Origin of the sequence: Escherichia marmotae (assembly GCF_002900365.1) — a bacterium.
Lineage (GTDB): Bacteria > Pseudomonadota > Gammaproteobacteria > Enterobacterales > Enterobacteriaceae > Escherichia > Escherichia marmotae.
The window spans coordinates 3588744-3612970 of record NZ_CP025979.1 but is presented as its reverse complement, the minus strand read 5'-3'; the positions used below and the strand labels follow the sequence as shown (position 1 = coordinate 3612970).

Genomic DNA, 24227 nt, shown 5'->3' with positions numbered 1-24227 from the left:
ATTATGAGCGTCAATATCAGTGTACCGTTAAATCCGATGACTCGGGTTTGCATAACGCCGCGCGAAACATGAGCGGATACCACAGAATTTCCCATGACTTTCTGCTATCCTTGCCGCGCATTTGCATTATTAACCAGAGGCTTTACATCGTTTATGTCCGGCTGGCCACGAATTTACTACAAATTACTGAATTTACCATTAAGCATCCTGGTAAAAAGCAAGTCTATTCCGGCAGATCCTGCCCCGGAACTGGGACTCGATACCTCTCGTCCAATTATGTACGTTTTACCGTACAACTCAAAAGCGGATTTGCTGACGTTGCGCGCCCAGTGTCTGGCACATGATCTGCCCGACCCATTAGAGCCGCTGGAGATCGACGGCACGCTGCTGCCACGCTATGTGTTTATTCACGGCGGGCCGCGTGTTTTCACCTATTACACGCCAAAAGAAGAATCCATTAAGCTGTTCCACGATTATCTCGACCTGCACCGCAGCAACCCGAATCTGGATGTGCAGATGGTACCGGTATCGGTGATGTTTGGTCGTGCGCCGGGGCGCGAAAAAGGCGAAGTAAACCCACCGTTGCGTATACTCAACGGCGTGCAGAAATTTTTCGCCGTACTGTGGCTTGGTCGCGACAGTTTTGTGCGTTTCTCGCCGTCAGTTTCGCTGCGTCGCATGGCTGATGAACACGGCACGGATAAAATTATCGCCCAGAAACTGGCGCGCGTGGCACGTATGCACTTTGCCCGCCAGCGCCTTGCTGCCGTGGGTCCACGCCTGCCTGCCCGTCAGGACTTGTTCAATAAGCTACTTGCCTCCCGCGCCATTGCCAAAGCGGTAGAAGATGAAGCCCGCAGCAAAAAAATCTTCCATGAAAAAGCGCAGCAAAACGCTATTGCGCTGATGGAAGAGATTGCGGCGAACTTCTCTTACGAGATGATCCGCCTGACTGACCGTATTCTGGGCTTCACCTGGAACCGGCTTTATCAGGGCATCAACGTCCATAACGCCGAGCGCGTTCGCCAGTTGGCCCACGACGGTCATGAGCTGGTATATGTGCCTTGCCATCGCAGTCACATGGACTACCTGCTGCTCTCTTACGTGCTTTATCACCAGGGGCTGGTGCCGCCGCATATCGCCGCTGGGATCAACCTGAACTTCTGGCCTGCCGGGCCGATTTTCCGCCGTCTGGGTGCGTTCTTTATTCGCCGTACGTTTAAAGGCAATAAACTCTACTCCACAGTTTTCCGCGAATATCTCGGTGAACTGTTCAGCCGTGGTTATTCCGTTGAGTACTTTGTGGAGGGTGGGCGTTCGCGAACGGGGCGTCTGCTTGATCCAAAAACCGGCACCCTGTCGATGACCATTCAGGCGATGCTGCGTGGCGGTACACGCCCGATTACGCTGATTCCGATCTACATCGGTTATGAACACGTCATGGAAGTGGGGACTTACGCCAAAGAACTGCGCGGCGCGACGAAAGAGAAAGAGAGCCTGCCACAGATGCTGCGCGGCTTAAGCAAACTGCGTAATCTTGGACAGGGCTATGTCAACTTCGGTGAACCAATGCCGTTGATGACCTATCTCAACCAGCATGTGCCGGACTGGCGCGAATCAATCGACCCCATCGAAGCGGTGCGTCCAGCCTGGTTAACGCCGACGGTGAATAACATTGCCGCCGATCTGATGGTACGCATTAACAACGCAGGGGCGGCAAACGCCATGAACCTGTGCTGTACTGCGCTTCTGGCGTCACGTCAGCGCTCACTCACCCGCGAGCAGTTAACCGAACAACTCAACTGTTATCTCGATTTGATGCGCAACGTGCCTTACTCCGCGGATTCAACGGTGCCTTCAGCCAGCGCCAGTGAGCTTATCGATCACGCGCTGCAGATGAACAAGTTTGAAGTCGAGAAAGACACCATCGGTGACATCATCATTCTGCCGCGTGAGCAAGCGGTGCTGATGACCTACTATCGCAACAATATTGCGCATATGTTGGTTCTGCCTTCACTGATGGCGGCAATTGTAACGCAGCATCGCCACATCTCCCGCGACGTATTGATGGAGCACGTTAACGTGCTGTATCCAATGCTGAAAGCAGAGCTGTTCCTACGCTGGGATCGCGACGAATTACCGGGTGTGATTGATGCGCTGGCGAATGAAATGCAACGTCAGGGGCTGATTACGCTGCAAGATGATGAATTGCATATCAACCCGGCGCATTCCCGCACGCTTCAGTTGCTTGCCGCAGGTGCGCGCGAAACGCTGCAACGTTATGCCATCACTTTCTGGCTGCTGAGCGCCAACCCGTCAATCAACCGCGGTACGCTGGAAAAAGAGAGCCGCACCGTGGCACAACGTCTCTCTGTGCTACACGGCATCAACGCACCGGAGTTCTTCGACAAAGCGGTGTTCAGTTCTCTGGTGCTGACGCTGCGTGATGAAGGGTATATCAGCGACAGCGGCGACGCCGAACCGGCAGAGACGATGAAGGTGTACCAGTTGCTGGCGGAGTTGATTACATCCGATGTGCGTTTGACGATTGAGAGTGCGACGCAGGGCGAAGGGTAATTGGTGAGCGTTGCCGGATGCGGCGAAACCGCCTTATCTGGCCTACCATGACCTGCAAATTCAATAAATTGCGATGTGTTATGTAGAGCTGATAAGCGCAGCGCATCAGGCAGCTTTTCACAGAAAAAAGCCGGATAATGGACTGCACCCCAAAAGTTGGACACCCAACTGATTAAGGTGCAGTCCATAATCATCCGACTTTTTTTACATCATCAGAAATGCCAGTAACTCATTGCCAGCCCTAAAAATAGTACCAGGCCAACATAGTTATTATTCATAAACGCTTTAAAGCAGGCTTCACGCTCGCGGTTGGCAATCAGTTTTTGTTGATAAACAAACAGCGCGCCCGCTACCAGAATTGACCAGTAATATCCCCAGCCTAAGCCATTTAACTCGCCAATAATCGCCATCAGTACCAGTACGCCGACCTGCAAAATGCCGATAATCAACTTATCGTATTGACCAAACAAGATTGCCGTGGACTTAATGCCAATCTTTACGTCGTCGTCACGGTCAACCATCGCGTACTGAGTATCGTAAGCCACCGCCCAGAGAATATTGGCGAGGAACATCAGCCAGCAGCTTAACGGTACTGACTCACTCACTGCGGCAAAAGCCATTGGAATCGACCAGCCAAACGCCGCGCCCAGCACCACTTGCGGTAGATGGGTATAACGTTTCATAAATGGGTAAACCCATGCCAGCACCAGCGCAGCAATCGACAACAGAATGGTCATCGTATTCAGCGTCAGCACCAGTAAGAACGAAATTAGCACCAGCACCACAAACAGTGTGCGCGCCTCTTTCTCAGTCACCGCGCCACTGGGAAGCGGTCGGTTTGCCGTGCGCTTAACATGACCGTCAAACTTACGGTCAGCATAGTCATTCACTACACAACCGGCGGCGCGCATTAGCCAGACGCCAGCAACAAACACCGCCAGGATCCAGAGCTGGGGAACACCTGGTGTCGCCACCCACAGCGCCCACAAAGTTGGCCAGAGCAGCAGTAACGCGCCAATTGGCTTATCCGTACGCATTAAGCGGTGAAACGCCAGCAGCTTATTTTGCGTCAGACTCCACTCCATATTTTTTTCCTCTTAGTACAACGGTGATGCCGGTAAAAACAGTTCGGTCAGCAGCAGCGGTTTACCGCTTAATCGCAGGCGGGAACGTCGTCCCCACAGTCCGGCATCACGGCCTATCTCAATAAAGTCCCGGGTTAATGTCGATGATGTGAACAGATAGCGTCCTAACGGCGTTTTACCCAATTTTTGTAACGCCAGCTCAGGGCCACTTAACGTTGACACAGGAACGACGGTACGCCCGGCAAGCCAGGGTTCACCATCAGCACATAACAAAATTTCACGTAACCAGTAACGAGACTCTTTCGGCAGCAGCGGCAATTCTTCGGGGATTTCATTCTGCTCGACAAACCCTTCGCGGATCATCGTCACACTCACCGTTTTTCCCTGCTGTTCAAAACGTTTGGTCATGGAATCTTCCAGCAACAACCAGTCGAGCAGTTGCGGTTCCAGCGCAGGGATCTCTGCAAAATAGCGCAGCGCACGCAGTTGCGTTAACGCGGGGTGTGACATGCCGAACTCTCCGTTACATAACGTAAAGGCATTGTATCGCAGAAAAGCGTTAACGGGAGATGTAAAGCATATTAAGTGATCTAATACGCAACAATAACGCAACAATCACCAAGGGAGAGAAAAAAAAGGTGCATCAGAAGACGCACCAGTTGTTGCAAAATCAGCACTGTGGGGCGTAATTACCCCTTGCCTTTTACACTGCTGATAAAGGTGGAACGGGCAGATGTCGATCCCAGACGTTCAGCTTCATCAAGCAGTTTTAACGCCTTATCAACATCACCTTTCGCGACAGCGTTTTTGATCGCGGTATTAAAATAACTTTCCGTGTCGTTGAGCATAGGTTCGCTTTTCTTCGCTGACACTGGAGCAGGCGCAGCTACGGCTGGCGCTGCCGTGTTGCCTACCGTAACCGGAGCAGGAGCGGAAGAACCAAACAGCGGCCCTACCAACACGCTGGAGCTGGAGTTGGTCTTCACTTTCAGCTTCAGCAAGCCATCAGTGGTATGACGGGCAACCGGATCTGGAATATCCGGCACCGAGTTACCAACGCCTTTGGCATAGGCTTTTGCCGGGTCGAGCAGTTGGGTCGTCTGCTGGAGATCTTTTTCAGTGGTAAAGACCAGAACATAAAGTTTTTGCTGCCCCAGTGCTGGCGTCAGGCGCATAACCCCTTCCAGGCGATCGGCACTCATGACGCCGGGTTCCTGATAGGTGAAATAACTGCTGGGGAAGAAGGCCGATGGCGTCATGTTTTGATCAAGAATCAGCACATTCGGCGCAAATACGCTGGTTTGTTTGTTCACTTCACTGGTCAGCGTCAGAGTAAGCTCGCCAATATTGGCCGGAACGCTGTATGCGGCAACCGGGCCACTGATACCAGGGATGTTCAGTTGTTGGCCGCCGGTCGCCAGTTGGGTCGTCTGAGTCTTAGATTGGTCGACCGGTGTCCAGGTTAATTGTTGCAGCGCGGCAGATGGAATGGCTGGCGCGTCGCTGGTGTTTTGCGGTACGTAGTTGACGTTGGCCAGGCTGATTCCAGGCGCACTCGCCAGCACCCCTGCTGATAAACAGAGGGCGATGAGACTTTTATTCATTTTCATTGTTTTCACCTCAAAATCTGGAGTTCAGCGGTGGCCAGGCAATAGCGCGCTAAACCCGATAAACAGAGGGGCTTACGCCCTTTATAGATAATGACAACCTGTTTTTATGCCGGATGCGGTGCAAGCACCTTATCCGGCCTACATTCGGCTGCGGTTGTAGGCCTGATAAGACGCGACAGCGGCGCATCTGGCGTTGGTTGCCGGATGCGGTGCAAGCACTTTATCCGGCCTACATTCGGCTGCGGTTGTAGGCCTGATAAGACACGACAGCGTCGCATCAGGCATTGGTTGCCGGATGCGGTGCAAGCACCTTATCCGGCCTACATTCGACAGCGGTTGTAGGCCTGATAAGACGCGACAGCGTCGCATCAGGCGTTGGTTGCCGGATGCGGTGCAAGCACTTTATCCGGCCTACATTCGGCAGCGGTTGTAGGCCTGATAAGACGCGACAGCGTCGCATCAGGCGTTGGTTGCCGGATGCGGCGTAAACGCCTTATCCGGCCCAGGTTTTGCTATTACCACCAGATTTCCATCTGGGCACCGAAGGTCCACTCATCGCTATCGCCACGACCGAAACTACCGCCTTCGAAGTTCGCCGGAACAGCTTTGCCGTAGTTCGGGTTAGAAGAGGAACTACCGTTGTAGTCATAACCCCATTTCTCATCCCACTTGGCGTAGGTTGCGAAGACACGAATAGCCGGGCGTGACCAGATGCTGTCGCCAGCCTGCCATTGTTGTGCGAGGGTGATTTTGTACTGGTTGTTCTTGTCGCCAGTGCGCTGGGATTCGACGTTGTCGTAGCCGATCTCCATCAAGGTACTCATGATAGGCGTCCACTTGTACATCGGACGAATACCGACGGTCCACCATTTGGTGCCGTTGTCGTTATCCCAGTTGATGTCCTGATACATACCCACGTACATCATGTCCCAATTGTCACCCATAGAAATCGCACCGTGATCCAGGATACGCAGCAGGTGACCGTTGTTGTTGATGTTGTAAGCAAAGTGTTCGTTATCAAATGCGACGCCAGACCCTTGCGACAGCCCTTTGCCCTGTGAGGTCATAGAGTCTGTTGCGTACTGAACAACGAACTTGTTAAAGCCTTTCAGGATGCTCTGGGTATGCTCGGCAGTGAACATCCAGCCATCTTTCGATGCGCCATCAACCAGACGATAGTTATCACGCAGGTTGGCACGACCGTAGTCGACACCCAGCTCTAAGGTTCCGCCCGGGTTAATTTCCATCTGCGCTAAACGCACGTCAAAGACGTCGTTCGCTGTTTCGTTGGTATAGTCATAAATATTGTTGCTGGCGAAAGAGGAAGAACCGCCCGCTTCAGAAGAACGCGTTGCTGCCAGGGAAAGTTTACCGAAACCAACGTCGATGTTTTCCAGACCGGCACCAGGACCAGAAATATCCCAGTAGTAGAAGTCGATCATATGAACGTCATGACGCTGATAGAAACGTTTACCAGCCCAAATGGTGGCACCTGGCAGCCATTCAATCAGGTTTTTCCCCTGCACATTCGCTTCACGGAAAGCCGGATCGGTGGCCTCCCAGTCATTCTGTTGTGCTACGGAATAGGCCACGTTAGTGTCGAAATAGAAGCTCTTATCGCCCTCTTTCCACACTTCCTGACCCAATTTTAATTCAGCATAAGTTTCACATTCGTTGCCAAGACGGTATTTACTTTGAGCGCCAGTGGTCTGGAAACACTGTTGTTCACCGCCGCTCCCTGTCCAGCCGATACCGGAACGAGCGTAACCGTGGAAATCCACAGCCATTGCCTGAGCAGACATTACGCCCGCTGCGACGGCAACCGCCAGAGGAAGTTTGCGCAGAGTAATCATCATTCTATCTCCTGAGTCATTGCTTTTCTTTTTTCACATCACCTGTCACAGGCTCTGTGTCTTTTGTAGGATGCTTAAACGCCCGGTTCCTGATGCAGTCGACGACATGCAGTGCCATCCTCACGGAACAGATGGCAACGCTCTGGCGGCAGGCCGATAGCGAATGTGGCACCTTCTTCTACCAACACCACGTCAGACTGGCGGTACACCAGGTTTTGACGAATAGAAGGGATCTGGATATGAATTTGCGTTTCGTTGCCAAGCTGTTCGACCACCTGAACCTCACCCTCAAGGATGACGTCAGCGATATCGCTTGGCAGTAAATGTTCCGGGCGAATGCCCAGCGACATGTTGGCACCGACCTGAACATCGCGGCTTTCAACCGGAAGCCAGACTTGCTGGAGGTTTGGCATCGGCAGCTCAACCTGGACCTGATCGATTGCGGTAGCAGTTACTTTCACCGGCAGGAAGTTCATCTTCGGTGAACCAATAAAACCGGCGACAAAGCGGTCTGCCGGATAGTGATACAGTTCAAGAGGCTTCCCGACTTGCGCCACGCGACCGGCATCCAGCACCACGATTTTGTCGGCCAGCGTCATCGCTTCGACCTGATCGTGAGTGACGTAAATCATTGTGCGACCCAACCGTTTATGCAGACGGGAAATTTCGATACGCATCTGTACGCGCAGCGCTGCATCGAGGTTGGAAAGTGGTTCATCGAGTAAAAACACGCTTGGCTCGGCCACCAACGTACGACCAATCGCCACACGTTGACGCTGGCCACCGGAGAGCGCCTTCGGTTTGCGATCCAGCAAGTGCGCCAGTTGCAGCACTTCCGCTACCTGGTTAACACGCTGGTTGATGACCTCTTTCTTTGCGCCTGCTAATTTCAGGCCAAACGACATATTTTCTGCCACAGACAGATGGGGATAGAGCGCATAGGACTGGAACACCATGCCGACGCCGCGTTCTGCTGGCGGGGTGTCGTTCATTCGTTTTTCATCGATGAACAGGTCGCCGCTGGTGATCGTCTCAAGACCGGCAATCATGCGCAGTAAAGTGGATTTACCGCAGCCAGATGGTCCGACAAACACCACGAACTCACCTTCGTGGATGTCGAGATTGATATCTTTCGATACCACCACATCCCCCCAGGCCTTCGTTACATTTTGTAGCTGTACGCTCGCCATGCCCTTCTCCCTTCGTTACAACCTGTCATCGACAGCAACATTCATGATGCAGTGACTATGCGTCATCGGAAGATGGCTTAAATCCTCCACCCCCTGGCTTTTTTATGGGGGAGGAGGCGGGAGGATGAGAAGATGGTGTCTGCATACTAATCCGAGGAGAAGTAAGGAAATTCGTGATATTGCTTGCAAAAAACATGGCAATTTTGTGTGCGCCTCCCCGCAATACTGCTATTTCTGCGACGCAGATCACACAAAACGAGGGTGGGGCGTAGGGGCAAGGAGGATGGAAAGAGGTTGCCGTATAAAGAAACTAGAGTCCGTTCAGGCGTTTTCACAAGCACTTCACCAACAAGGACCAGAGATTATGAAAATAAAAACAGGTGCACGCATCCTCGCATTATCTGTTTTAACGACGATGATGTTTTCCGCCTCGGCTCTCGCCAAAATCGAAGAAGGTAAACTGGTTATCTGGATCAACGGCGATAAAGGCTACAACGGCCTCGCAGAAGTGGGTAAGAAATTCGAGAAAGATACCGGAATTAAAGTTACCGTTGAGCATCCAGATAAGTTGGAAGAGAAATTCCCCCAGGTTGCGGCAACTGGCGATGGTCCGGACATTATTTTCTGGGCGCACGACCGCTTTGGCGGCTATGCCCAATCTGGTCTGTTGGCTGAAATCTCCCCAGACAAAGCGTTACAGGACAAACTGTATCCTTTCACCTGGGATGCTGTTCGTTATAACGGCAAACTGATTGCTTATCCGATCGCAGTTGAAGCGTTATCGCTGATTTATAACAAAGACCTGCTGCCGAACCCACCGAAAACCTGGGAAGAAATCCCGGCTCTGGATAAAGAACTGAAAGCGAAAGGTAAGAGCGCGCTGATGTTCAACCTGCAAGAACCGTACTTCACCTGGCCACTGATTGCCGCCGACGGTGGTTATGCGTTCAAGTATGAAAACGATAAATACAACGTGAAAGACGTTGGTGTGGATAACGCTGGCGCGAAAGCGGGTCTGACCTTCCTGGTTGATCTGGTTAAAAACAAACACATGAATGCGGATACTGATTACTCCATCGCAGAGGCAGCCTTTAACAAAGGTGAAACTGCGATGACCATCAACGGTCCGTGGGCATGGTCCAACATCGATACCAGCAAAGTGAACTACGGCGTGACGCTGCTGCCGACCTTCAAGGGACAACCTTCCAAACCATTCGTTGGTGTTCTGAGTGCAGGCATTAACGCTGCCAGCCCGAACAAAGAACTGGCGAAAGAGTTCCTCGAAAACTACCTGCTGACCGACGAGGGTCTGGAAGCAGTGAATAAAGACAAACCGCTGGGTGCCGTGGCGCTGAAGTCTTACCAGGATCAGTTGGCGAAAGATCAACGCATTGCCGCCACCATGGATAACGCCAAAAACGGCGAAATCATGCCGAACATCCCGCAGATGTCCGCCTTCTGGTATGCCGTGCGTACCGCAGTGATCAACGCTGCCAGCGGTCGCCAGACTGTTGATGCCGCGCTGAAAGATGCACAGGGTCGTATCACCAAGTAATGCCGTTAAATGCCGGATGCGGCGTAAACGCCCTATCCGGCCAGGAAAACGAAACCTATGTAGGCCTGATAAGACGCGCCAGCGTCGCATCAGGCATTGATTGCCGGATGCGGCGTGAACGCCTTATCCGGCCTACGAAAACGAAACCTATGTAGGCCTGATAAGACGCGTCAGCGTCGCATCAGGCAGTTGTTGCCGGATGCGGCGTGAACGCCTTATCCGACCGAAAAAACGAAACCTATGTAGGCCTGATAAGACGCCTCAGTGTCGCATCAGGCAGTTGTTGCCGGATGCGGCGTAAACGCCTTATCCGACCGAAAAAACGAAACCTATGTAGGCCTGATAAGACGCACCAGCGTCGCATCAGGCAGTTGTTGCCGGATGCGGCGTAAACGCCTTATCCGACCGAAAAAACGAAACCTATGTAGGCCTGATAAGACGCCTTAGCGTCGCATCAGGCAGTTGTTGTCGGATGCGGCGTAAACGCCTTATCCGACCGAAAAAACGAAACGTATGTAGGCCTGATAAGACGCGCCAGCGTCGCATCAGGCAGTTGTTGCCGGATGCGGTGTAAACGCCTTATCCGACCTACGAAGCCGAAGCGTATGTAGGCCTGATAAGACGCGCCAGCGTCGCATCAGGCGGTTGTTGCCGGATGCGGTGTAATCATTTATCCGTCCTGGAATGAGGAAGAACCCCATGGATGTCATTAAAAAGAAACATTGGTGGCAAAGCGACGCGCTGAAATGGTCAGTGTTAGGTCTGCTTGGCCTGCTGGTGGGTTACCTTGTAGTTTTAATGTACGCACAAGGGGAATACCTGTTCGCCATTACCACGCTGATTTTGAGTTCAGCGGGGCTGTATATTTTCGCCAACCGTAAAGCCTATGCCTGGCGCTATGTCTATCCGGGAATGGCCGGAATGGGCTTATTCGTCCTCTTCCCTCTGGTCTGCACCATCGCCATCGCCTTCACCAACTACAGCAGCACCAACCAGCTTACTTTTGAACGCGCCCAGGAAGTTCTGTTGGATCGTTCCTGGCAAGCGGGAAAAACCTATAACTTCGGTCTTTATCCGGCAGGTGATGAGTGGCAACTGGCGCTTACCGATGGTGAAACCGGCAAGAATTATCTCTCCGACGCCTTTAAATTTGGCGGTGAGCAAAAACTACAGTTGAAAGAAAGCGCCACACTGCCTGAAGGCGAGCGCGCAAATCTGCGCGTGATTACCCAAAATCGTCAGGCACTGAGCAACATTACCGCCATTCTCCCGGATGACAACAAAGTGATGATGAGCTCCCTGCGCCAGTTCTCCGGTACGCAGCCGCTCTACACGCTGGGCGATGATGGTACGCTGACCAATAACCAGAGTGGTGTAAAGTATCGTCCGAATGACCAGACAGGCTTTTACCAGTCCATTACCGCCGACGGCAACTGGGGCGACGAAAAGTTAAGTCCGGGTTATACCGTAACCACCGGCTGGAAAAACTTTACCCGCGTCTTCACCGACGAAGGCATTCAGAAACCGTTCCTCGCGATTTTCGTCTGGACCGTGATGTTCTCACTGATCACTGTCTTTTTAACGGTGGCAGTCGGCATGGTGCTGGCTTGTCTGGTGCAATGGGAAGCGTTGCGCGGCAAAGCTATCTACCGCGTACTGCTGATTCTGCCCTACGCCGTCCCCTCATTTATTTCAATTTTGATTTTCAAAGGGTTGTTCAACCAGAGCTTCGGTGAAATCAACATGATGTTGAGCGCACTATTTGGCGTGAAGCCCGCCTGGTTCAGCGATCCAACCACTGCGCGGACGATGCTGATTATCGTCAACACCTGGCTGGGTTATCCGTACATGATGATCCTCTGCATGGGCTTGCTGAAAGCGATTCCAGACGATCTGTATGAAGCCTCTGCGATGGATGGCGCAGGCCCATTCCAGAACTTCTTTAAAATCACGCTGCCGCTGCTGATCAAGCCGCTAACACCGCTGATGATCGCCAGCTTCGCCTTTAACTTTAACAACTTCGTACTAATTCAACTGTTGACCAATGGCGGCCCGGATCGTCTTGGCACCACCACACCAGCCGGTTATACCGACCTGCTCGTTAACTACACCTACCGTATCGCCTTTGAAGGCGGCGGTGGTCAGGACTTCGGTCTGGCGGCAGCGATTGCCACGCTGATCTTCCTGCTGGTGGGTGCGTTGGCGATAGTGAACCTGAAAGCCACGCGAATGAAGTTTGATTAAGGGAGATAACAAAAATGGCAATGGTCCAACCGAAATCGCAAAAAGTACGTTTATTTATTACTCACCTGCTACTGCTACTTTTTATCGCGGCGATTATGTTCCCGCTGCTAATGGTCGTCGCCATCTCGCTGCGCCAGGGGAACTTCGCGACCGGCAGCCTGATCCCGGAGCAAATCTCGTGGGATCACTGGAAACTGGCGTTAGGTTTTAGCGTTGAACAGGCGGATGGTCGCGTTACGCCACCGCCGTTCCCGGTACTGCTATGGCTGTGGAACTCGGTGAAAGTCGCGGGGATTTCTGCGATAGGTATTGTGGCGCTCTCCACCACCTGCGCCTACGCCTTCGCCCGTATGCGCTTCCCTGGCAAAGCGACGCTGCTGAAAGGGATGCTGATTTTCCAGATGTTCCCGGCGGTACTCTCACTGGTCGCGTTGTATGCGTTATTTGACCGCCTGGGTGAGTACATTCCGTTCATCGGCCTGAATACCCACGGCGGCGTTATCTTTGCTTACCTGGGGGGGATTGCGCTGCACGTCTGGACGATCAAAGGTTATTTCGAAACTATCGATGGCTCGCTGGAAGAAGCGGCGGCGCTGGATGGCGCGACGCCGTGGCAGGCCTTCCGCCTCGTCCTGCTGCCGCTGTCAGTACCGATTCTGGCAGTGGTGTTCATCCTGTCATTTATCGCTGCTATTACTGAAGTTCCGGTCGCGTCGCTGTTACTGCGTGATGTGAACAGTTACACCCTGGCCGTGGGTATGCAGCAATACCTCAACCCACAAAACTACCTGTGGGGTGACTTTGCTGCCGCTGCTGTGATGTCTGCATTACCGATCACCCTCGTCTTCTTGCTGGCTCAACGCTGGCTGGTCAACGGCCTGACGGCGGGTGGTGTGAAAGGTTAAAGATGTTGTTATGCCAATGTTATGCCGCTGCACCCTCAACTTACGTTATCCTAACTTGTGACTGTTATTCGGCGCTCTTCGGAGCGCCTCTTTTTTACTCCCGCTTCAGCCGTTTCGAATTACACAGCCATAGAGTGATCACCAGTAACAGGATCGCTGCAGAGTAGATCAACACATCCAGTGGCGATTTATGATCGACGATGATCAAGCGCACAATGGCGGTGATCCCGATATAGACAAAGTAACGTAAGGGAAAGTGAAATCCGGACTGAAAATACTTCACAATCAGGGCGATAAATTCGAAATAGAGAAAGTAAACCACCAGCCCTTCCACCAGCTCATATTTGCTGGTTTGTTCTGGTGCGAACAGCACATCAGCCAGATGCACCGTTTCTTTGCCGAGAAAGACAACCAGAATCAAGCCCAGGCACAACAGGCCAAGATTGAGTACGGTCTGCAAAATAGTGGAGATAAACTCCACGCGGGGACGAGATAGCGACGTCATAACAGCCCTCCAACTCAGTGGCGAGCTTCCTGTATAACGTAAAAATGTGACGGAGATCTATATTTTTTGTGTATGTTTTGTTCAACCTGGATTTAGATGGCTCCTCCCGCCAGCGCCGGATGCGGCTCCCCGTAGGCCGGATAAACCGCGCCTGACTGTGCCTCCGGCAAGACACGCGCCCCCAAAAAATCACCCATTCAGGTGATTCCCAGCCACCAACAAAGCGCGAAAAATCGACAATGTTCCTCTGGAACAAATGAAACCTAACCTGATAAAGGTGGTAAAAATGAAGCCTTATTTTGCTGCTTTGTTGTTATCAGTCTCTGTTCTTCCTGCTTTTGCCGGTCCGCTCGGTACTGCTGATAAAGCCGACCTTCCGCAAAGCAATGTCTCCAGCCCAATGATGGCTCAGTCGCTCAGGCAACCAGACCTGCAACCTATATCGACGGACAGGAAGACAGAATGTTTTCGCCTTTACACACCAGATCGTAAACCGGGGGTGAACTGCGTTCCTGATGGCTCGACAGGCCATTAAGAATGAGGGTGCCAGTGATTGTGAAAGCTGGCACCTTTCCCATGACTTAACGGAAATTTACGCTACGATCGCTGGTCATATCATACAACTGGAACTTACGCCCAAGTTGCTGACCACCGTCGCGCGTCAGCGGTGTCCAACCAATTGCCGCACGACTGCGGGTCGGGCCGGACGAGAAGAGATCCAGCGGTACAGAGACATACACGCCTTTGGTGAAATCCCCTTCCCCGTACTCCTCTTTCGAAACGTTAGTGATCGTGGCATAGCCACCCACCACCACGCCGCTATCAAAACGTTTGGCAATCTCCAGCGTACCGCCTTTATCCCCTGCCAGATACTGCCCGACGCTCGCTTTGACTAACACATCCTGGGCGAAAGATGGCGTCCAGTACGCGGTCAGATGTCCGGTTTTCACGCTGTAATCGGTAAACTTCATCATATCTTTCGCGCTACGCCAGTCGCGCTGTTTCACATAGTTAGCATCCAGCCCAAACGCCCAGTTGCTATCCAGCGGACGATACAACACTTCTGCCCCCGCACCGCCAAACATGGTTTCGAGATAGCCGCCGTAGACCTGGCCATAGAAGCCGTTGCCCAGATGCTGGAAGTAGTTGGCTTGCAGGTTATTGACGTAAACATCGTTCTGCACATATTCACGAACATGAGTACGCACACGCGGCAGATGGGAGTCCTGCGGCGGGTTAGTGTAGTTAAACTTGTCGTAGTTATTCGCCAGGTTAGCAAACAGGCTGCCGGTAGTCAGCAGATGATCCGTTAGCCACAAATCCGCCGTCCCCATCACGCCAAGCTGGTACATATAGAAATTTTCCGGGCCACCAACTGACTGATTCAGTACTGGATCGATATGGAAATCAAAGCGCGATTTGTCAAAATACCAGCCTTGTTCAGTGGACTTCGGCACCACCGGTTCGACGCGTTTTTGCGCCAACGTTGTTTCATGACCCAGCGGCTCTCCGGCAAGATGATTTTTCAGGCTGGCGACATCCGTTTCGGTGGTCACCTGCGGCATATTAAGCCGATTTTCCGTTATACGGATCATGCGGATCCCATCCGGCAGATCGTTCATCACGATCCGATTGGCACGAATGATCCCTTCGCGCGAATCGCGATATTTCACCTGCTCGCCGGTAACATACAGCGTATCGCCTTTCACCTGGATCTGCGGATCGGCAAGCCCGGCGTTGTATTTCAACAGCGTTAACTGATTCGCCACCACCGAATGCTGCAAAATGGCATCCTGCGGCTGCGGCTGGTATTGCGGTCGGGCGTTATCGTTGTACGACGGGCGCAGATCGTTAAAGTTGGTGCGCAGCGTGACGCCAAACATAAAGGTGTTGCCACGTTCATAGCTAAGGTTAACGTCGGCCCAATCGGTAACGCGATAAATCGCCCCGACGTTAAACTTACTTTTTTGCTCCAGCTTCCCAGCAAAATCCTGCTGATAATTATTGCCTTCATACTCCAGTTTCAGGCGCAGCGGCTGCCAGGGCGTCTGGTATTCCACTCCCCCAAACAGCGAGGCCGGGCCGTGGAACATCTGGCTGCCGTCGATAGAACCCGCCTGTTTATAGCTGTTATCGCGATAGCAATATTTGTCACTGGCTGAACAGAGCGGATTTTTCACGTTACCGCTGGTGCCCAGATATCCCCACCCCAGGCCGAGCGTGAAATCGAACGGCCCCCAGGCTTTGCTGGCGACCAGATATTCCGCATCAAACAGCCCCGTACCGCCGATATCCCGCGCGCCAACAGCCACCTGCGGCATCCAGTAACTCTCTTCCCACAAACGCAGTTTAAGATCGAAGGCTTTATCTTTATACGTTTGGTCGCCAGAGAACGCTTCGACGCTGCTGTACTGTCTGGTACGCACGTCGGTATAGCGCAACGTCGTTTCCAGCCACGGGAAGAGTTGCACTGAAGCTGAGTAATAACGGTACTGATCATTATCGCGGTAGTTGAGACTAAGCTCCCCTTCCCGCGCCATACGGGCGGTGGGCGTTTGCAACAAACCGACGCCGCCGAAATCTGATTGCGACGGCCCGATAGGCGCAGGATACGTTTCGCCGTAGCAGGCCGCGCTAATGCCCAGCGCCAGTACGCTAAGCAGATGTCTTTTTTTCATTATTGGGGTATCCGCTGCGTCAGAATCTGAAGAATGTCGGCGTTCAGGGCGTCTGGCGTCTTACTCCAGACGGAGTCCGCCAGGCCAACATAAATAATGCTGCCGGGCATCGGCTCTACGTGACGCTTGTTCCAGTAAGCCACCGGCGCTTTTTGCGTGCGACCGTCTGGATAAATAACCCATGCGTAGCTGCGATCCGCACCACTAAGCAGGTTCTGACCGGAGAGGTAACTCGCCACGTCACGACCTGGGGTAAATGGCTGATTGCCTGGACGACTAATAAGCCCAAACAACGTGACCGTTGACGGCGGAGATCCGACCCACAGCGTGTAGTTGCCCTGCAACGGCGGGTTACCGCGTTCGGCAACGCGCACCATATCGGGATCAAGATTGATTTTTTGCCTGCCCGTCACTTTCAACGCCTGAATTTGCTGGCGTAAGGTGTTAATGGCGGCGGCATCATCACCGCTGGAATCTGCGGTCAACGCCGCCAGTCGTGCCAGCAACGCCTGCTGTTGACGCAATGCCGCCGCCGTTGCCAGCTCTTCGCTAATCACCGCACCGGGCCACCAGCTATTTGCCAGTCGTGGTTGCCCCACCAGATCGATTAAATACTCTGCGCCCGTCAGCGTTTTTGCCTCGCGACTACCATTGCTAAACACCTTGACGGTTCCCGCCGCCAAGACCGATGACATCCCTACGCTCAAAAGCAACGCTGCAATTGTTTGTTTAATCATTGTTTTGCTGCCTTGATGAGCGTGGTTTTCACCGGGAAATAATCTGCACCGAGATACTGTTCCGACTGGCGAATTTGTCCTTCGCTGTCGATCCAGTAACGGTTATGCCAGCACGCCTGATCGGTGGAGACTTCTTCATCCAGCACGCGAACCGGGGTTTCATCGCTGCCGACTTTGACGGTGTCAGTACCATCCCATTTAAAGACTGAACGAGCTGTGGCGTAGCGCACCTGCTGGTACTCGGTCCAGCCCATCGTGCGAGTCCAGGTTGTGCCATCAACGATTTGTGCGGGTTTGGTCAGCGGATCGGCAGCAAGATTATTTACTTCAATCAGGTTGTCGCCACCGAGCAGGGTTTTCACCAGACGACCATGTTGCGTAACGAGGGTGGCCTGATCCTGAGTAACCCATTTTTGTTGTCCGTCTTCAGCGAAGGCCAAAACGACAAATAACTGTGGACCGCCATTAAGCTGCATATACTGGCTGGCGTAGGGCATATTTTGAATATCATCGTCCGTAAGCTGAACGCCCGGCGTACCGAACAGGCTGTCCCACAGTGAGTTGCCCAGTTCTTGAGTAGTGGCTGAACAGGCCTGTAATAACAGGCAGATAAGAATGAGTGCAGGTCGCTTCACGACTCTTCTCCAGAGGGGCAGAATAACCACACCGGAGTGTGGTTATGGTAAATCCCTTCATACCTCAAGCCACAGATGCGATGACTCGAATTATTCTGGGGATACATACTTTATTACTGAGTACTGGTGGTCGTGGTTGTTGTGGTCCCGGTATTAGAACCATCACCGCCACCGGTTGCCGCGAGCGCGACGCCCACCGCCGAGCTTACGGTGCTGACGCTGGTCGCAGAGGAACTACCCGCTGAAACCGACGTTGCTGCTGACCCTGCCGCTTCGCCCACCTGTACAGGTGCAGCCCACGCAGAAGCCACCGCAAGCGCAGATATGGCAAAAATGCCATACAGAACTTTTTTCATAACAATTTCCCTTCATTGAATGAATGGAGATTTACCCAAAAACATTTCGGGCGGGATCGAGTATACACAACTAAAGCATGCGAATTACGCCGCGGGGAATTAGTGAAGGGGTTTTAGGATAATTGGAATGAATATCAACTATATATTTTTATAATATAAAAACAATCAGTTAAATCATTCAGTTAAAATAAATATAAAAATAAATTCCCTGCGTATTTTCTGAAATTAACACAGACTAAAAATATATTTTAGGATTAACCTCACGGTATGATTTTCGTTAAATCACCGGCAAGGGGATTTATCTGATAAAACAATGCCGACTTATAGTCGACATTGTTTTTAAGGCTATTTAGTCAATCGAGCTATGTATTAATTGCCGAATGCGATGTACATATCGGCATCGACCTGTAGGCCTGATAAGACGCGACCGCGTCGCATCAGGCACCGGTTGCCGGATGCGGCGTGAACGCCTTATCCGGCCTACATATCGGCATCAGAAATGCACGATGATTAACCGCGCCACGCTTTATAGCGGTTAATCAGACCATTGGTCGAGCTATCGTGGCTGCTGATTTCTTTATCATCTTTTAGCTCCGGCAGAATGCGGTTCGCCAGTTGTTTACCCAGCTCTACGCCCCACTGGTCAAAGGTGAAGATGTTCAGGATCACGCCCTGAGTAAAGATTTTGTGCTCATACAGCGCAATCAAGGCACCCAGACTGAACGGGGTGATTTCGCGCAGCAGAATGGAGTTGGTCGGGCGGTTGCCTTCGAACACTTTGAACGGCACAACATAATCGAGCGTCGCCGGATCTTTACCCTGATCACGGTATTCCTGCTCAACCACTTCGCGGGATTTACCAAACGCCAGAGCTTCGGTCTGAGCGAAGAAGTTAGACAGCAGTTTCTGGTGGTGATCAGAGAGCGGGTTATGGGTGATAGCCGGGGCGATGAAATCGCACGGCACCATTTTGGTTCCCTGGTGAATCAACTGGTAGAACGCGTGCTGACCGTTCGTACCTGGTTCACCCCAAATAATCGGGCCAGTCTGGTAATCCACCACGTTACCGTTACGGTCAACGTACTTACCGTTGGATTCCATATTGCCCTGCTGGAAGTACGCCGCAAAACGGTGCATATACTGGTCGTATGGCAGAATCGCTTCAGTTTCCGCGCCAAAGAAATTGTTGTACCAGATGCCGATCAGCGCCAGCAGTACAGGCAGGTTTTTCTCTGCCGGAGTAGTGGAGAAATGCTTGTCCATGGCGTGTGCACCGGAAAGCAGTTCAACGAAGTTATCAAAACCGATGGAGAGAACAATCGACAGACCAATCGCTGACCACAGAGAGTAACGACCGCCGACCCAATCCCAGAACTCGAACATGTTAGCGGTATCAATACCAAACTCGCCAACAGCTTTCGCGTTGGTGGAGAGCGCCGCAAAGTGTTTCGCAACGTGCTTCTCATCGCCAGCCGCTTTCAGGAACCAGTCACGCGCACTGTGGGCGTTGGTCATAGTTTCCTGAGTAGTGAAGGTTTTAGACGCCACCAGGAACAGGGTGGTTTCCGGATTCACTTTTTTCAGTACTTCTGCGATGTGAGTCCCATCGACGTTAGAAACGAAGTGCATGTTCAGGTGGTTTTTGTACGGGCGCAGCGCTTCAGTCACCATGTACGGACCAAGGTCAGAACCACCGATACCGATGTTTACCACGTCAGTGATTGCCTTGCCGGTATAACCTTTCCACTCACCAGAAATAATCGCTTCCGAGAAGGTTTTCATCTTCTCCAGCACCGCGTTGACTTCCGGCATCACGTCTTTGCCATCAACCAGAATCGGCGTATTGCTACGGTTACGCAGCGCCACGTGCAGTACAGCGCGGTTTTCGGTACGGTTGATCTTCTCGCCAGAGAACATCGACTTAATCGCGCCAGCCAGATCGCACTCTTTCGCCAGATCCTGTAATTTCGCCAGCGTCTCTTCAGTGATGCGGTTTTTGGAGTAATCCACCAGCATCTGATCGTCGAAGGTTGCGGAGAACTTAGAAAAACGATCGCCGTCTTTAGCAAAAAGCTCAGCGATCGTAACGTCTTTCATTTCATCGAAGTGTTTCTGTAGTGCCTGCCAGGCAGCGGTCTGCGTTGGATTGATATTTTTCATTAGCAATACTCTTCTGATATTGAGAATTGTGACTGTGGAAGATTGTAGCGCCAGTCACAGAAAAATGTGATGGTTTTAGTGTCTTTAGCTCGTTCAACCGCCGAAATGGATAAAACAGTATAGCTGTTATAAGCACAATTTCTGGCCACCAGCGCTGCATGAATAATCCGCATAATCCCAGCGTTGACACACTCCGCTACACCTTTTATTTATAAATACGGTCTGCGCCTGCACCGGTTTCTGTTTTGCCTTTGTGCCATGGTCGCTTCTTTCATTCCCTGACACGAGGTTGTTATGCCCGATATTGTTGTCTCCAAATTTGGTGGTACTAGCGTGGCTGATTTCGACGCCATGAACCGCAGCGCTGACATTGTGCTTTCTGATGTGAATGTGCGTTTAGTTGTGCTTTCCGCTTCCGCAGGGATCACCAATCTGCTGGTAGCACTAGCCGAAGGTCTGGAACCGGCTGAGCGTTTCGAAAAACTCGATGCCATTCGCAATATTCAGTTCGCTATTCTGGAACGCCTGCGTTACCCGAACGTCGTCCGTGAAGAGATTGAACGTCTACTGGAGAACATTACCATTCTGGCCGAAGCAGCGGCACTGGCAACCTCTCCGGCGTTAACAGATGAACTGGTCAGCCACGGCGAGCTGATGTCTACTCTGCTGTTTGTTGAGATCCTGCGCGAACGCAATGTTCAGGCACAGTGGTTTGATGTGCGTAAAGTGATGCGTACCAATGACCGATTTGGCCGTGCGGAGCCGGATGTTACTGCACTGGCGGAACTGGCTGCGTTGCAGTTGGCCCCACGACTCAGTGAAAGTTTAATCATCACTCAGGGATTTATTGGCAGAGAAAGTAAAGACCGTACCACAACACTTGGTCGTGGCGGCAGCGATTATACGGCAGCCTTGCTGGCGGAAGCTTTACACGCATCTCGTGTGGATATCTGGACTGACGTCCCCGGCATCTACACTACCGATCCGCGCGTGGTGCCCGCAGCAAAACGCATAGATGAAATTGCTTTTGAAGAGGCCGCTGAAATGGCGACCTTTGGCGCGAAAGTGCTGCATCCGGCAACGTTGTTGCCTGCAGTACGCAGCGATATTCCGGTATTTGTCGGCTCCAGCAAAGATCCGCGCGCTGGCGGTACGCTGGTGTGTAATACCACCGAAAATCCACCGCTATTTCGCGCCCTGGCCCTGCGCCGTAAACAAACGCTATTAACCCTACATAGCCTGAATATGCTGCATTCCCGCGGCTTCCTCGCGGAGGTTTTCGGCATCCTCGCGCGACATAATATTTCGGTAGATTTAATTACGACGTCAGAAGTAAGCGTGGCGTTAACTCTCGACACTACCGGATCAACATCTACCGGCGATACGTTGCTGACGCAATCCTTACTGATGGAGCTTTCGGCACTGTGCCGGGTAGAAGTGGAAGAAGGCCTGGCGCTGGTGGCACTGATTGGTAACGACCTGTCAAAAGCCTGCGGCGTCGGCAAAGAGGTCTTTGGCGTACTGGAACCGTTCAACATCCGCATGATTTGCTACGGCGCTTCCAGCCATAACCTGTGCTTCCTGGTGCCAGGCGCAGACGCCGATCAGGTGGTGCAGAAACTGCATAGTAATTTGTTTGAGTAAAAACAGTACGGCCCGGATGATATGCCCCGGGCCGTATTTATTTCCCCATCACTGTCGTCATCAACAGACGATCCAACTCCCTGACATCGCCTTCCCTGCTGTCCGGTAACACTGGTGGAATTTCCCCGCGCGCCAGTTCCGCACGAATAAACGCATGTAGCAATGGACGGCGCGGTCCATATTCCGCTTCTCCCGCGCGCTGTTTACGTTCCAGCAATTCATCTATTTCTGCACGTAAGGCCGCATCCAACTCACTTCCCGCCAGTAACTCAGCAAAGCACATTGGCGGTACGCCTTTACCCGCTTCAACCCAGCGCACGGCCAGCAGCGGGCGCAGCACGTAAAAATATTTTTTCAGCCGAACTTCGTCGCCCTGCAAATAGCCGCGGAAGTTTTTCTGCGCCATCGAATAGTAATGCCAGCGCGCACGTAGCGGAGAAAACCACTTCGGCACCATCGCCTTAAGCGCCGTTATCGTTTCTTCATCCTGCTGATAGACCACCGGCGAATCCAGCCATTCAATCAGCGTCGGGTTCGCGCCTTTCAATAATCCCAGCGCCTTGCGCCACTCCCAACCTGAAACATCCAGCTCGTCGTCGATGGGCAGTTCGATAACATCGCGTGGTGACTCTACCCGCAGATACCATTCCAGCGGGTGAACATACAAAAAACGCACATCGTAATCGCTGTCTGGCGAGGCAAATCCCCAGCCGCGACTCCCCGATTCGCAGGCGTACAGCACTTTCACGCCATACCGCCATTCAATTTCCTTTAACTGCTGCGATACCCGTTCACGCATCGCAGCACTGACTCCATTTAATGGCATTTGACTCATCCTTTGATATTAACTAACCCGCGCCAGACCACTGAAAACAGAAATGTTATCAATGCGATAGCGTTATTGCGAGAAACGAGCCAGAAATGGACCCTAAGATTTAACACCTTGAATAATAAAAGATTAATTAAATTTTAACAGTTACCAGTGAATTATTTCCGTTAAATTTTTATATGTATTTATCGCTAATTAGCTAAAAACATAAAAATAAAAGAGAACGCAAATGAATCTTATCGGTTCTGCTCGCAAATGAATTCCCGTACACTGAGCTATCCGATTAACAGAGGGCACCATCATGGCACTCCCCCGCATTACTCAAAAAGAGATGACTGAGCGTGAACAGCGCGAACTGAAGACGCTGCTGGATCGAGCGCGTATTGCACATGGCCGCATGCTGACCAACGCCGAAACCAACAGCATTAAGAAAGAGTACATCGATAAATTAATGGTTGAGCGTGAGGCTGAAGCGAAAAAAGCCCGCCAGTTGAAGAAAAAGCAGGCTTATAAACCGGATCCTGAAGCGTCATTCAGTTGGTCGGCAAATACGTCGACGCGTGGCAAACGCTGATTAACGACCTTTTTTCTTCCGCCCCGACGAGGCGAAACGCTTGCCGTTTGATGCCGGGCGGCCACCTTTTTCCGCTGTTTTCTCCACCTTCACCACCGGGCGTTTGATGCCTGCCGTTTTCGGTTTTGCCTTCGCTTTGGGCTTCGCCTCGGAAGAGGAATTTTCAATGAGTTTAAAGAGATCGATAAGCTCATCGTCGGTTAAATCACGCCATTCACCCAGCGGAATGCCGCTTAAGTTGACGTTCATAATGCGCGTACGTTCCAGCTTTTTCACTTCGTAGCCAAAATGTTCACACATACGACGGATCTGACGGTTCAACCCTTGCACCAGGGTAATACGAAAGACAAACGGCGCTTCTTTTTTAACTTTGCACTTTTTGGTCACTGTCCCGAGGATTGGCACCCCCGCACTCATGCTGCGAATAAACTCCTCGGTAATCGGTTTATCGACCGTCACCAGATATTCTTTTTCATGGTCGTTGCCAGCACGAAGGATCTTATTGACCAGATCGCCGTGATTAGTGAGGAAAATCAGCCCCTGGGAGTCTTTATCCAGGCGACCAATCGGGAACACGCGCTTGCTGTGATTGACGAAATCGACGATGTTATCGCGCTCGCCATCTTCCGTAGTGCTGACAATGCCCACGGGCTTATTCAGGGCGATAAGCACTAAATCTTCGGCTTCCCGCGGCTCGATCAACTGACCGTTTACTTTTACAACGTCACCGGGCTTTACCTGATCGCCAATAGTGGCACGCTTGCCATTAAGGAACACATTGCCTTGCTCGATATAGCGATCCGCTTCGCGGCGTGAGCAAATTCCGCTTTCGCTGATGTATTTATTTAAACGGACTGATGAGTCGGGCAGCATAAATTCTCCTCTGAAACGCGGAATATACCTTACCTCTTAGCGAGGAAAAACAGGGTTATGCGGCAACGTCGAAATTAAATGTGATCTGCCGCGCCTTTTATCACAAAAGTGTCGCCGCAAACCGGCTGCAATTTTGCGTGGTCAAAACCAGGATAATCAATGCATTACGAATTTCTGCACACCTGTGCTGATGACCGCTACACAGAGAAACAAATGT

Annotated in this window: 20 protein-coding genes; 7 read left to right on the top strand and 13 right to left on the bottom strand. The window is 52.0% G+C overall.

Annotation, left to right across the window (positions count from 1 at the left end):
- Positions 1–153 precede the first annotated feature (153 nt).
- Positions 154–2577 (top strand): glycerol-3-phosphate 1-O-acyltransferase PlsB, encoded by a 2424-nt coding sequence (gene plsB / locus C1192_RS18530; RefSeq protein ID WP_038355652.1) that lies wholly within the window; start codon positions 154–156, stop codon positions 2575–2577.
- 212 nt (positions 2578–2789) lie between these two features.
- Here the strand turns inward: plsB and ubiA are convergent, their stop codons facing one another.
- The 5 genes from ubiA to malK form a co-directional block, all read right to left on the bottom strand.
- Entirely contained in the window at positions 2790–3662 is an 873-nt protein-coding gene (ubiA, locus tag C1192_RS18525; protein WP_000455236.1) for a 4-hydroxybenzoate octaprenyltransferase, read from the bottom strand.
- A gap of 12 nt (positions 3663–3674) precedes the next feature.
- The gene (gene ubiC / locus C1192_RS18520) at positions 3675–4172 is read right to left on the bottom strand and encodes a chorismate lyase (protein ID WP_000019214.1); all 498 of its coding nucleotides are present in this window, start codon (positions 4170–4172) and stop codon (positions 3675–3677) included.
- 179 nt (positions 4173–4351) lie between these two features.
- A complete protein-coding gene (gene malM, locus C1192_RS18515; protein ID WP_001517567.1) occupies positions 4352–5272 on the bottom strand; it encodes a maltose operon protein MalM in 921 nt (306 codons plus the stop codon).
- A gap of 515 nt (positions 5273–5787) precedes the next feature.
- Positions 5788–7128 (bottom strand): maltoporin LamB, encoded by a 1341-nt coding sequence (gene lamB, locus C1192_RS18510; RefSeq protein WP_001517566.1) that lies wholly within the window; start codon positions 7126–7128, stop codon positions 5788–5790.
- A gap of 71 nt (positions 7129–7199) precedes the next feature.
- Positions 7200–8315, bottom strand: coding sequence for a maltose/maltodextrin ABC transporter ATP-binding protein MalK (gene malK / locus C1192_RS18505; protein ID WP_000179158.1), 1116 nt, complete (start codon positions 8313–8315; stop codon positions 7200–7202).
- A gap of 364 nt (positions 8316–8679) precedes the next feature.
- Between malK and malE the strand changes: the two genes are divergently transcribed.
- From malE to malG, 3 genes are all read left to right on the top strand, one after another.
- On the top strand, positions 8680–9870 hold the full coding sequence (malE, locus tag C1192_RS18495) for a maltose/maltodextrin ABC transporter substrate-binding protein MalE (RefSeq protein WP_000695404.1): 1191 nt from the start codon (positions 8680–8682) through the stop codon (positions 9868–9870).
- 699 nt (positions 9871–10569) lie between these two features.
- Complete coding sequence (gene malF / locus C1192_RS18490) at positions 10570–12114, top strand: maltose ABC transporter permease MalF (protein WP_001517565.1); 1545 nt, start codon at positions 10570–10572, stop codon at positions 12112–12114.
- A gap of 14 nt (positions 12115–12128) precedes the next feature.
- On the top strand, positions 12129–13019 hold the full coding sequence (malG, locus tag C1192_RS18485) for a maltose ABC transporter permease MalG (RefSeq protein WP_001252091.1): 891 nt from the start codon (positions 12129–12131) through the stop codon (positions 13017–13019).
- 94 nt (positions 13020–13113) lie between these two features.
- Here the strand turns inward: malG and psiE are convergent, their stop codons facing one another.
- On the bottom strand, positions 13114–13524 hold the full coding sequence (gene psiE / locus C1192_RS18480) for a phosphate-starvation-inducible protein PsiE (RefSeq protein ID WP_000202902.1): 411 nt from the start codon (positions 13522–13524) through the stop codon (positions 13114–13116).
- Positions 13525–13780: 256 nt separating this feature from the next.
- Here psiE and C1192_RS18475 point away from each other — a divergent pair, with 256 nt between their 5' ends.
- Positions 13781–14059, top strand: coding sequence for a hypothetical protein (locus C1192_RS18475; RefSeq protein WP_000804022.1), 279 nt, complete (start codon positions 13781–13783; stop codon positions 14057–14059).
- A gap of 46 nt (positions 14060–14105) precedes the next feature.
- Here the strand turns inward: C1192_RS18475 and C1192_RS18470 are convergent, their stop codons facing one another.
- The 5 genes from C1192_RS18470 to pgi form a co-directional block, all read right to left on the bottom strand.
- A complete protein-coding gene (locus tag C1192_RS18470) occupies positions 14106–16202 on the bottom strand; it encodes a YjbH domain-containing protein (RefSeq protein ID WP_001517556.1) in 2097 nt (698 codons plus the stop codon).
- A complete protein-coding gene (locus C1192_RS18465) occupies positions 16202–16939 on the bottom strand; it encodes a capsule biosynthesis GfcC family protein (RefSeq protein ID WP_038355651.1) in 738 nt (245 codons plus the stop codon). Before C1192_RS18465 ends, C1192_RS18470 begins: the two co-directional genes overlap by 1 nt.
- Positions 16936–17574 carry a YjbF family lipoprotein gene (locus C1192_RS18460; RefSeq protein WP_001517554.1) on the bottom strand — a complete coding sequence of 213 codons (639 nt, stop codon included), beginning with the start codon at positions 17572–17574 and terminating at the stop codon, positions 16936–16938. Before C1192_RS18460 ends, C1192_RS18465 begins: the two co-directional genes overlap by 4 nt.
- 113 nt (positions 17575–17687) lie before the next feature.
- Positions 17688–17930 (bottom strand): exopolysaccharide production protein YjbE, encoded by a 243-nt coding sequence (yjbE, locus tag C1192_RS18455; protein WP_038355650.1) that lies wholly within the window; start codon positions 17928–17930, stop codon positions 17688–17690.
- A gap of 510 nt (positions 17931–18440) precedes the next feature.
- On the bottom strand, positions 18441–20090 hold the full coding sequence (gene pgi, locus C1192_RS18450; RefSeq protein ID WP_000790017.1) for a glucose-6-phosphate isomerase: 1650 nt from the start codon (positions 20088–20090) through the stop codon (positions 18441–18443).
- A gap of 294 nt (positions 20091–20384) precedes the next feature.
- On the opposite strand from pgi, the gene lysC reads away from it, so the two are divergent.
- A complete protein-coding gene (gene lysC, locus C1192_RS18445; RefSeq protein WP_038355649.1) occupies positions 20385–21734 on the top strand; it encodes a lysine-sensitive aspartokinase 3 in 1350 nt (449 codons plus the stop codon).
- Positions 21735–21771: 37 nt separating this feature from the next.
- Here the strand turns inward: lysC and C1192_RS18440 are convergent, their stop codons facing one another.
- Positions 21772–22560, bottom strand: a complete 789-nt coding sequence (locus C1192_RS18440; RefSeq protein ID WP_038355648.1) for a nucleotidyltransferase domain-containing protein — start codon at positions 22558–22560, stop codon at positions 21772–21774.
- Between the two features lie 304 nt (positions 22561–22864).
- On the opposite strand from C1192_RS18440, the gene C1192_RS18435 reads away from it, so the two are divergent.
- Positions 22865–23137, top strand: coding sequence for a YjbD family protein (locus C1192_RS18435; protein ID WP_038355647.1), 273 nt, complete (start codon positions 22865–22867; stop codon positions 23135–23137).
- Here the strand turns inward: C1192_RS18435 and rluF are convergent, their stop codons facing one another.
- Positions 23138–24010 carry a 23S rRNA pseudouridine(2604) synthase RluF gene (gene rluF, locus C1192_RS18430; RefSeq protein WP_038355646.1) on the bottom strand — a complete coding sequence of 291 codons (873 nt, stop codon included), beginning with the start codon at positions 24008–24010 and terminating at the stop codon, positions 23138–23140.
- Positions 24011–24227 lie beyond the last annotated feature (217 nt).

What these genes read in the sequence shown, in the direction of transcription:
- malK (WP_000179158.1), bottom strand. Translation starts at nt 8,315, where the DNA reads ATGGCGAGCGTACAGCTACAAAATGTAACGAAGGCCTGGGGGGATGTG.
- plsB (WP_038355652.1), top strand. Translation starts at nt 154, where the DNA reads ATGTCCGGCTGGCCACGAATTTACTACAAATTACTGAATTTACCATTA.
- psiE (WP_000202902.1), bottom strand. Translation starts at nt 13,524, where the DNA reads ATGACGTCGCTATCTCGTCCCCGCGTGGAGTTTATCTCCACTATTTTG.
- malG (WP_001252091.1), top strand. Translation starts at nt 12,129, where the DNA reads ATGGCAATGGTCCAACCGAAATCGCAAAAAGTACGTTTATTTATTACT.
- C1192_RS18470 (WP_001517556.1), bottom strand. Translation starts at nt 16,202, where the DNA reads ATGAAAAAAAGACATCTGCTTAGCGTACTGGCGCTGGGCATTAGCGCG.
- C1192_RS18435 (WP_038355647.1), top strand. Translation starts at nt 22,865, where the DNA reads ATGGCACTCCCCCGCATTACTCAAAAAGAGATGACTGAGCGTGAACAG.
- C1192_RS18465 (WP_038355651.1), bottom strand. Translation starts at nt 16,939, where the DNA reads ATGATTAAACAAACAATTGCAGCGTTGCTTTTGAGCGTAGGGATGTCA.
- C1192_RS18440 (WP_038355648.1), bottom strand. Translation starts at nt 22,560, where the DNA reads ATGCCATTAAATGGAGTCAGTGCTGCGATGCGTGAACGGGTATCGCAG.
- lysC (WP_038355649.1), top strand. Translation starts at nt 20,385, where the DNA reads ATGCCCGATATTGTTGTCTCCAAATTTGGTGGTACTAGCGTGGCTGAT.
- malM (WP_001517567.1), bottom strand. Translation starts at nt 5,272, where the DNA reads ATGAAAATGAATAAAAGTCTCATCGCCCTCTGTTTATCAGCAGGGGTG.
- rluF (WP_038355646.1), bottom strand. Translation starts at nt 24,010, where the DNA reads ATGCTGCCCGACTCATCAGTCCGTTTAAATAAATACATCAGCGAAAGC.
- ubiC (WP_000019214.1), bottom strand. Translation starts at nt 4,172, where the DNA reads ATGTCACACCCCGCGTTAACGCAACTGCGTGCGCTGCGCTATTTTGCA.
- C1192_RS18475 (WP_000804022.1), top strand. Translation starts at nt 13,781, where the DNA reads ATGAAACCTAACCTGATAAAGGTGGTAAAAATGAAGCCTTATTTTGCT.
- malE (WP_000695404.1), top strand. Translation starts at nt 8,680, where the DNA reads ATGAAAATAAAAACAGGTGCACGCATCCTCGCATTATCTGTTTTAACG.
- ubiA (WP_000455236.1), bottom strand. Translation starts at nt 3,662, where the DNA reads ATGGAGTGGAGTCTGACGCAAAATAAGCTGCTGGCGTTTCACCGCTTA.
- pgi (WP_000790017.1), bottom strand. Translation starts at nt 20,090, where the DNA reads ATGAAAAATATCAATCCAACGCAGACCGCTGCCTGGCAGGCACTACAG.
- lamB (WP_001517566.1), bottom strand. Translation starts at nt 7,128, where the DNA reads ATGATGATTACTCTGCGCAAACTTCCTCTGGCGGTTGCCGTCGCAGCG.
- yjbE (WP_038355650.1), bottom strand. Translation starts at nt 17,930, where the DNA reads ATGAAAAAAGTTCTGTATGGCATTTTTGCCATATCTGCGCTTGCGGTG.
- malF (WP_001517565.1), top strand. Translation starts at nt 10,570, where the DNA reads ATGGATGTCATTAAAAAGAAACATTGGTGGCAAAGCGACGCGCTGAAA.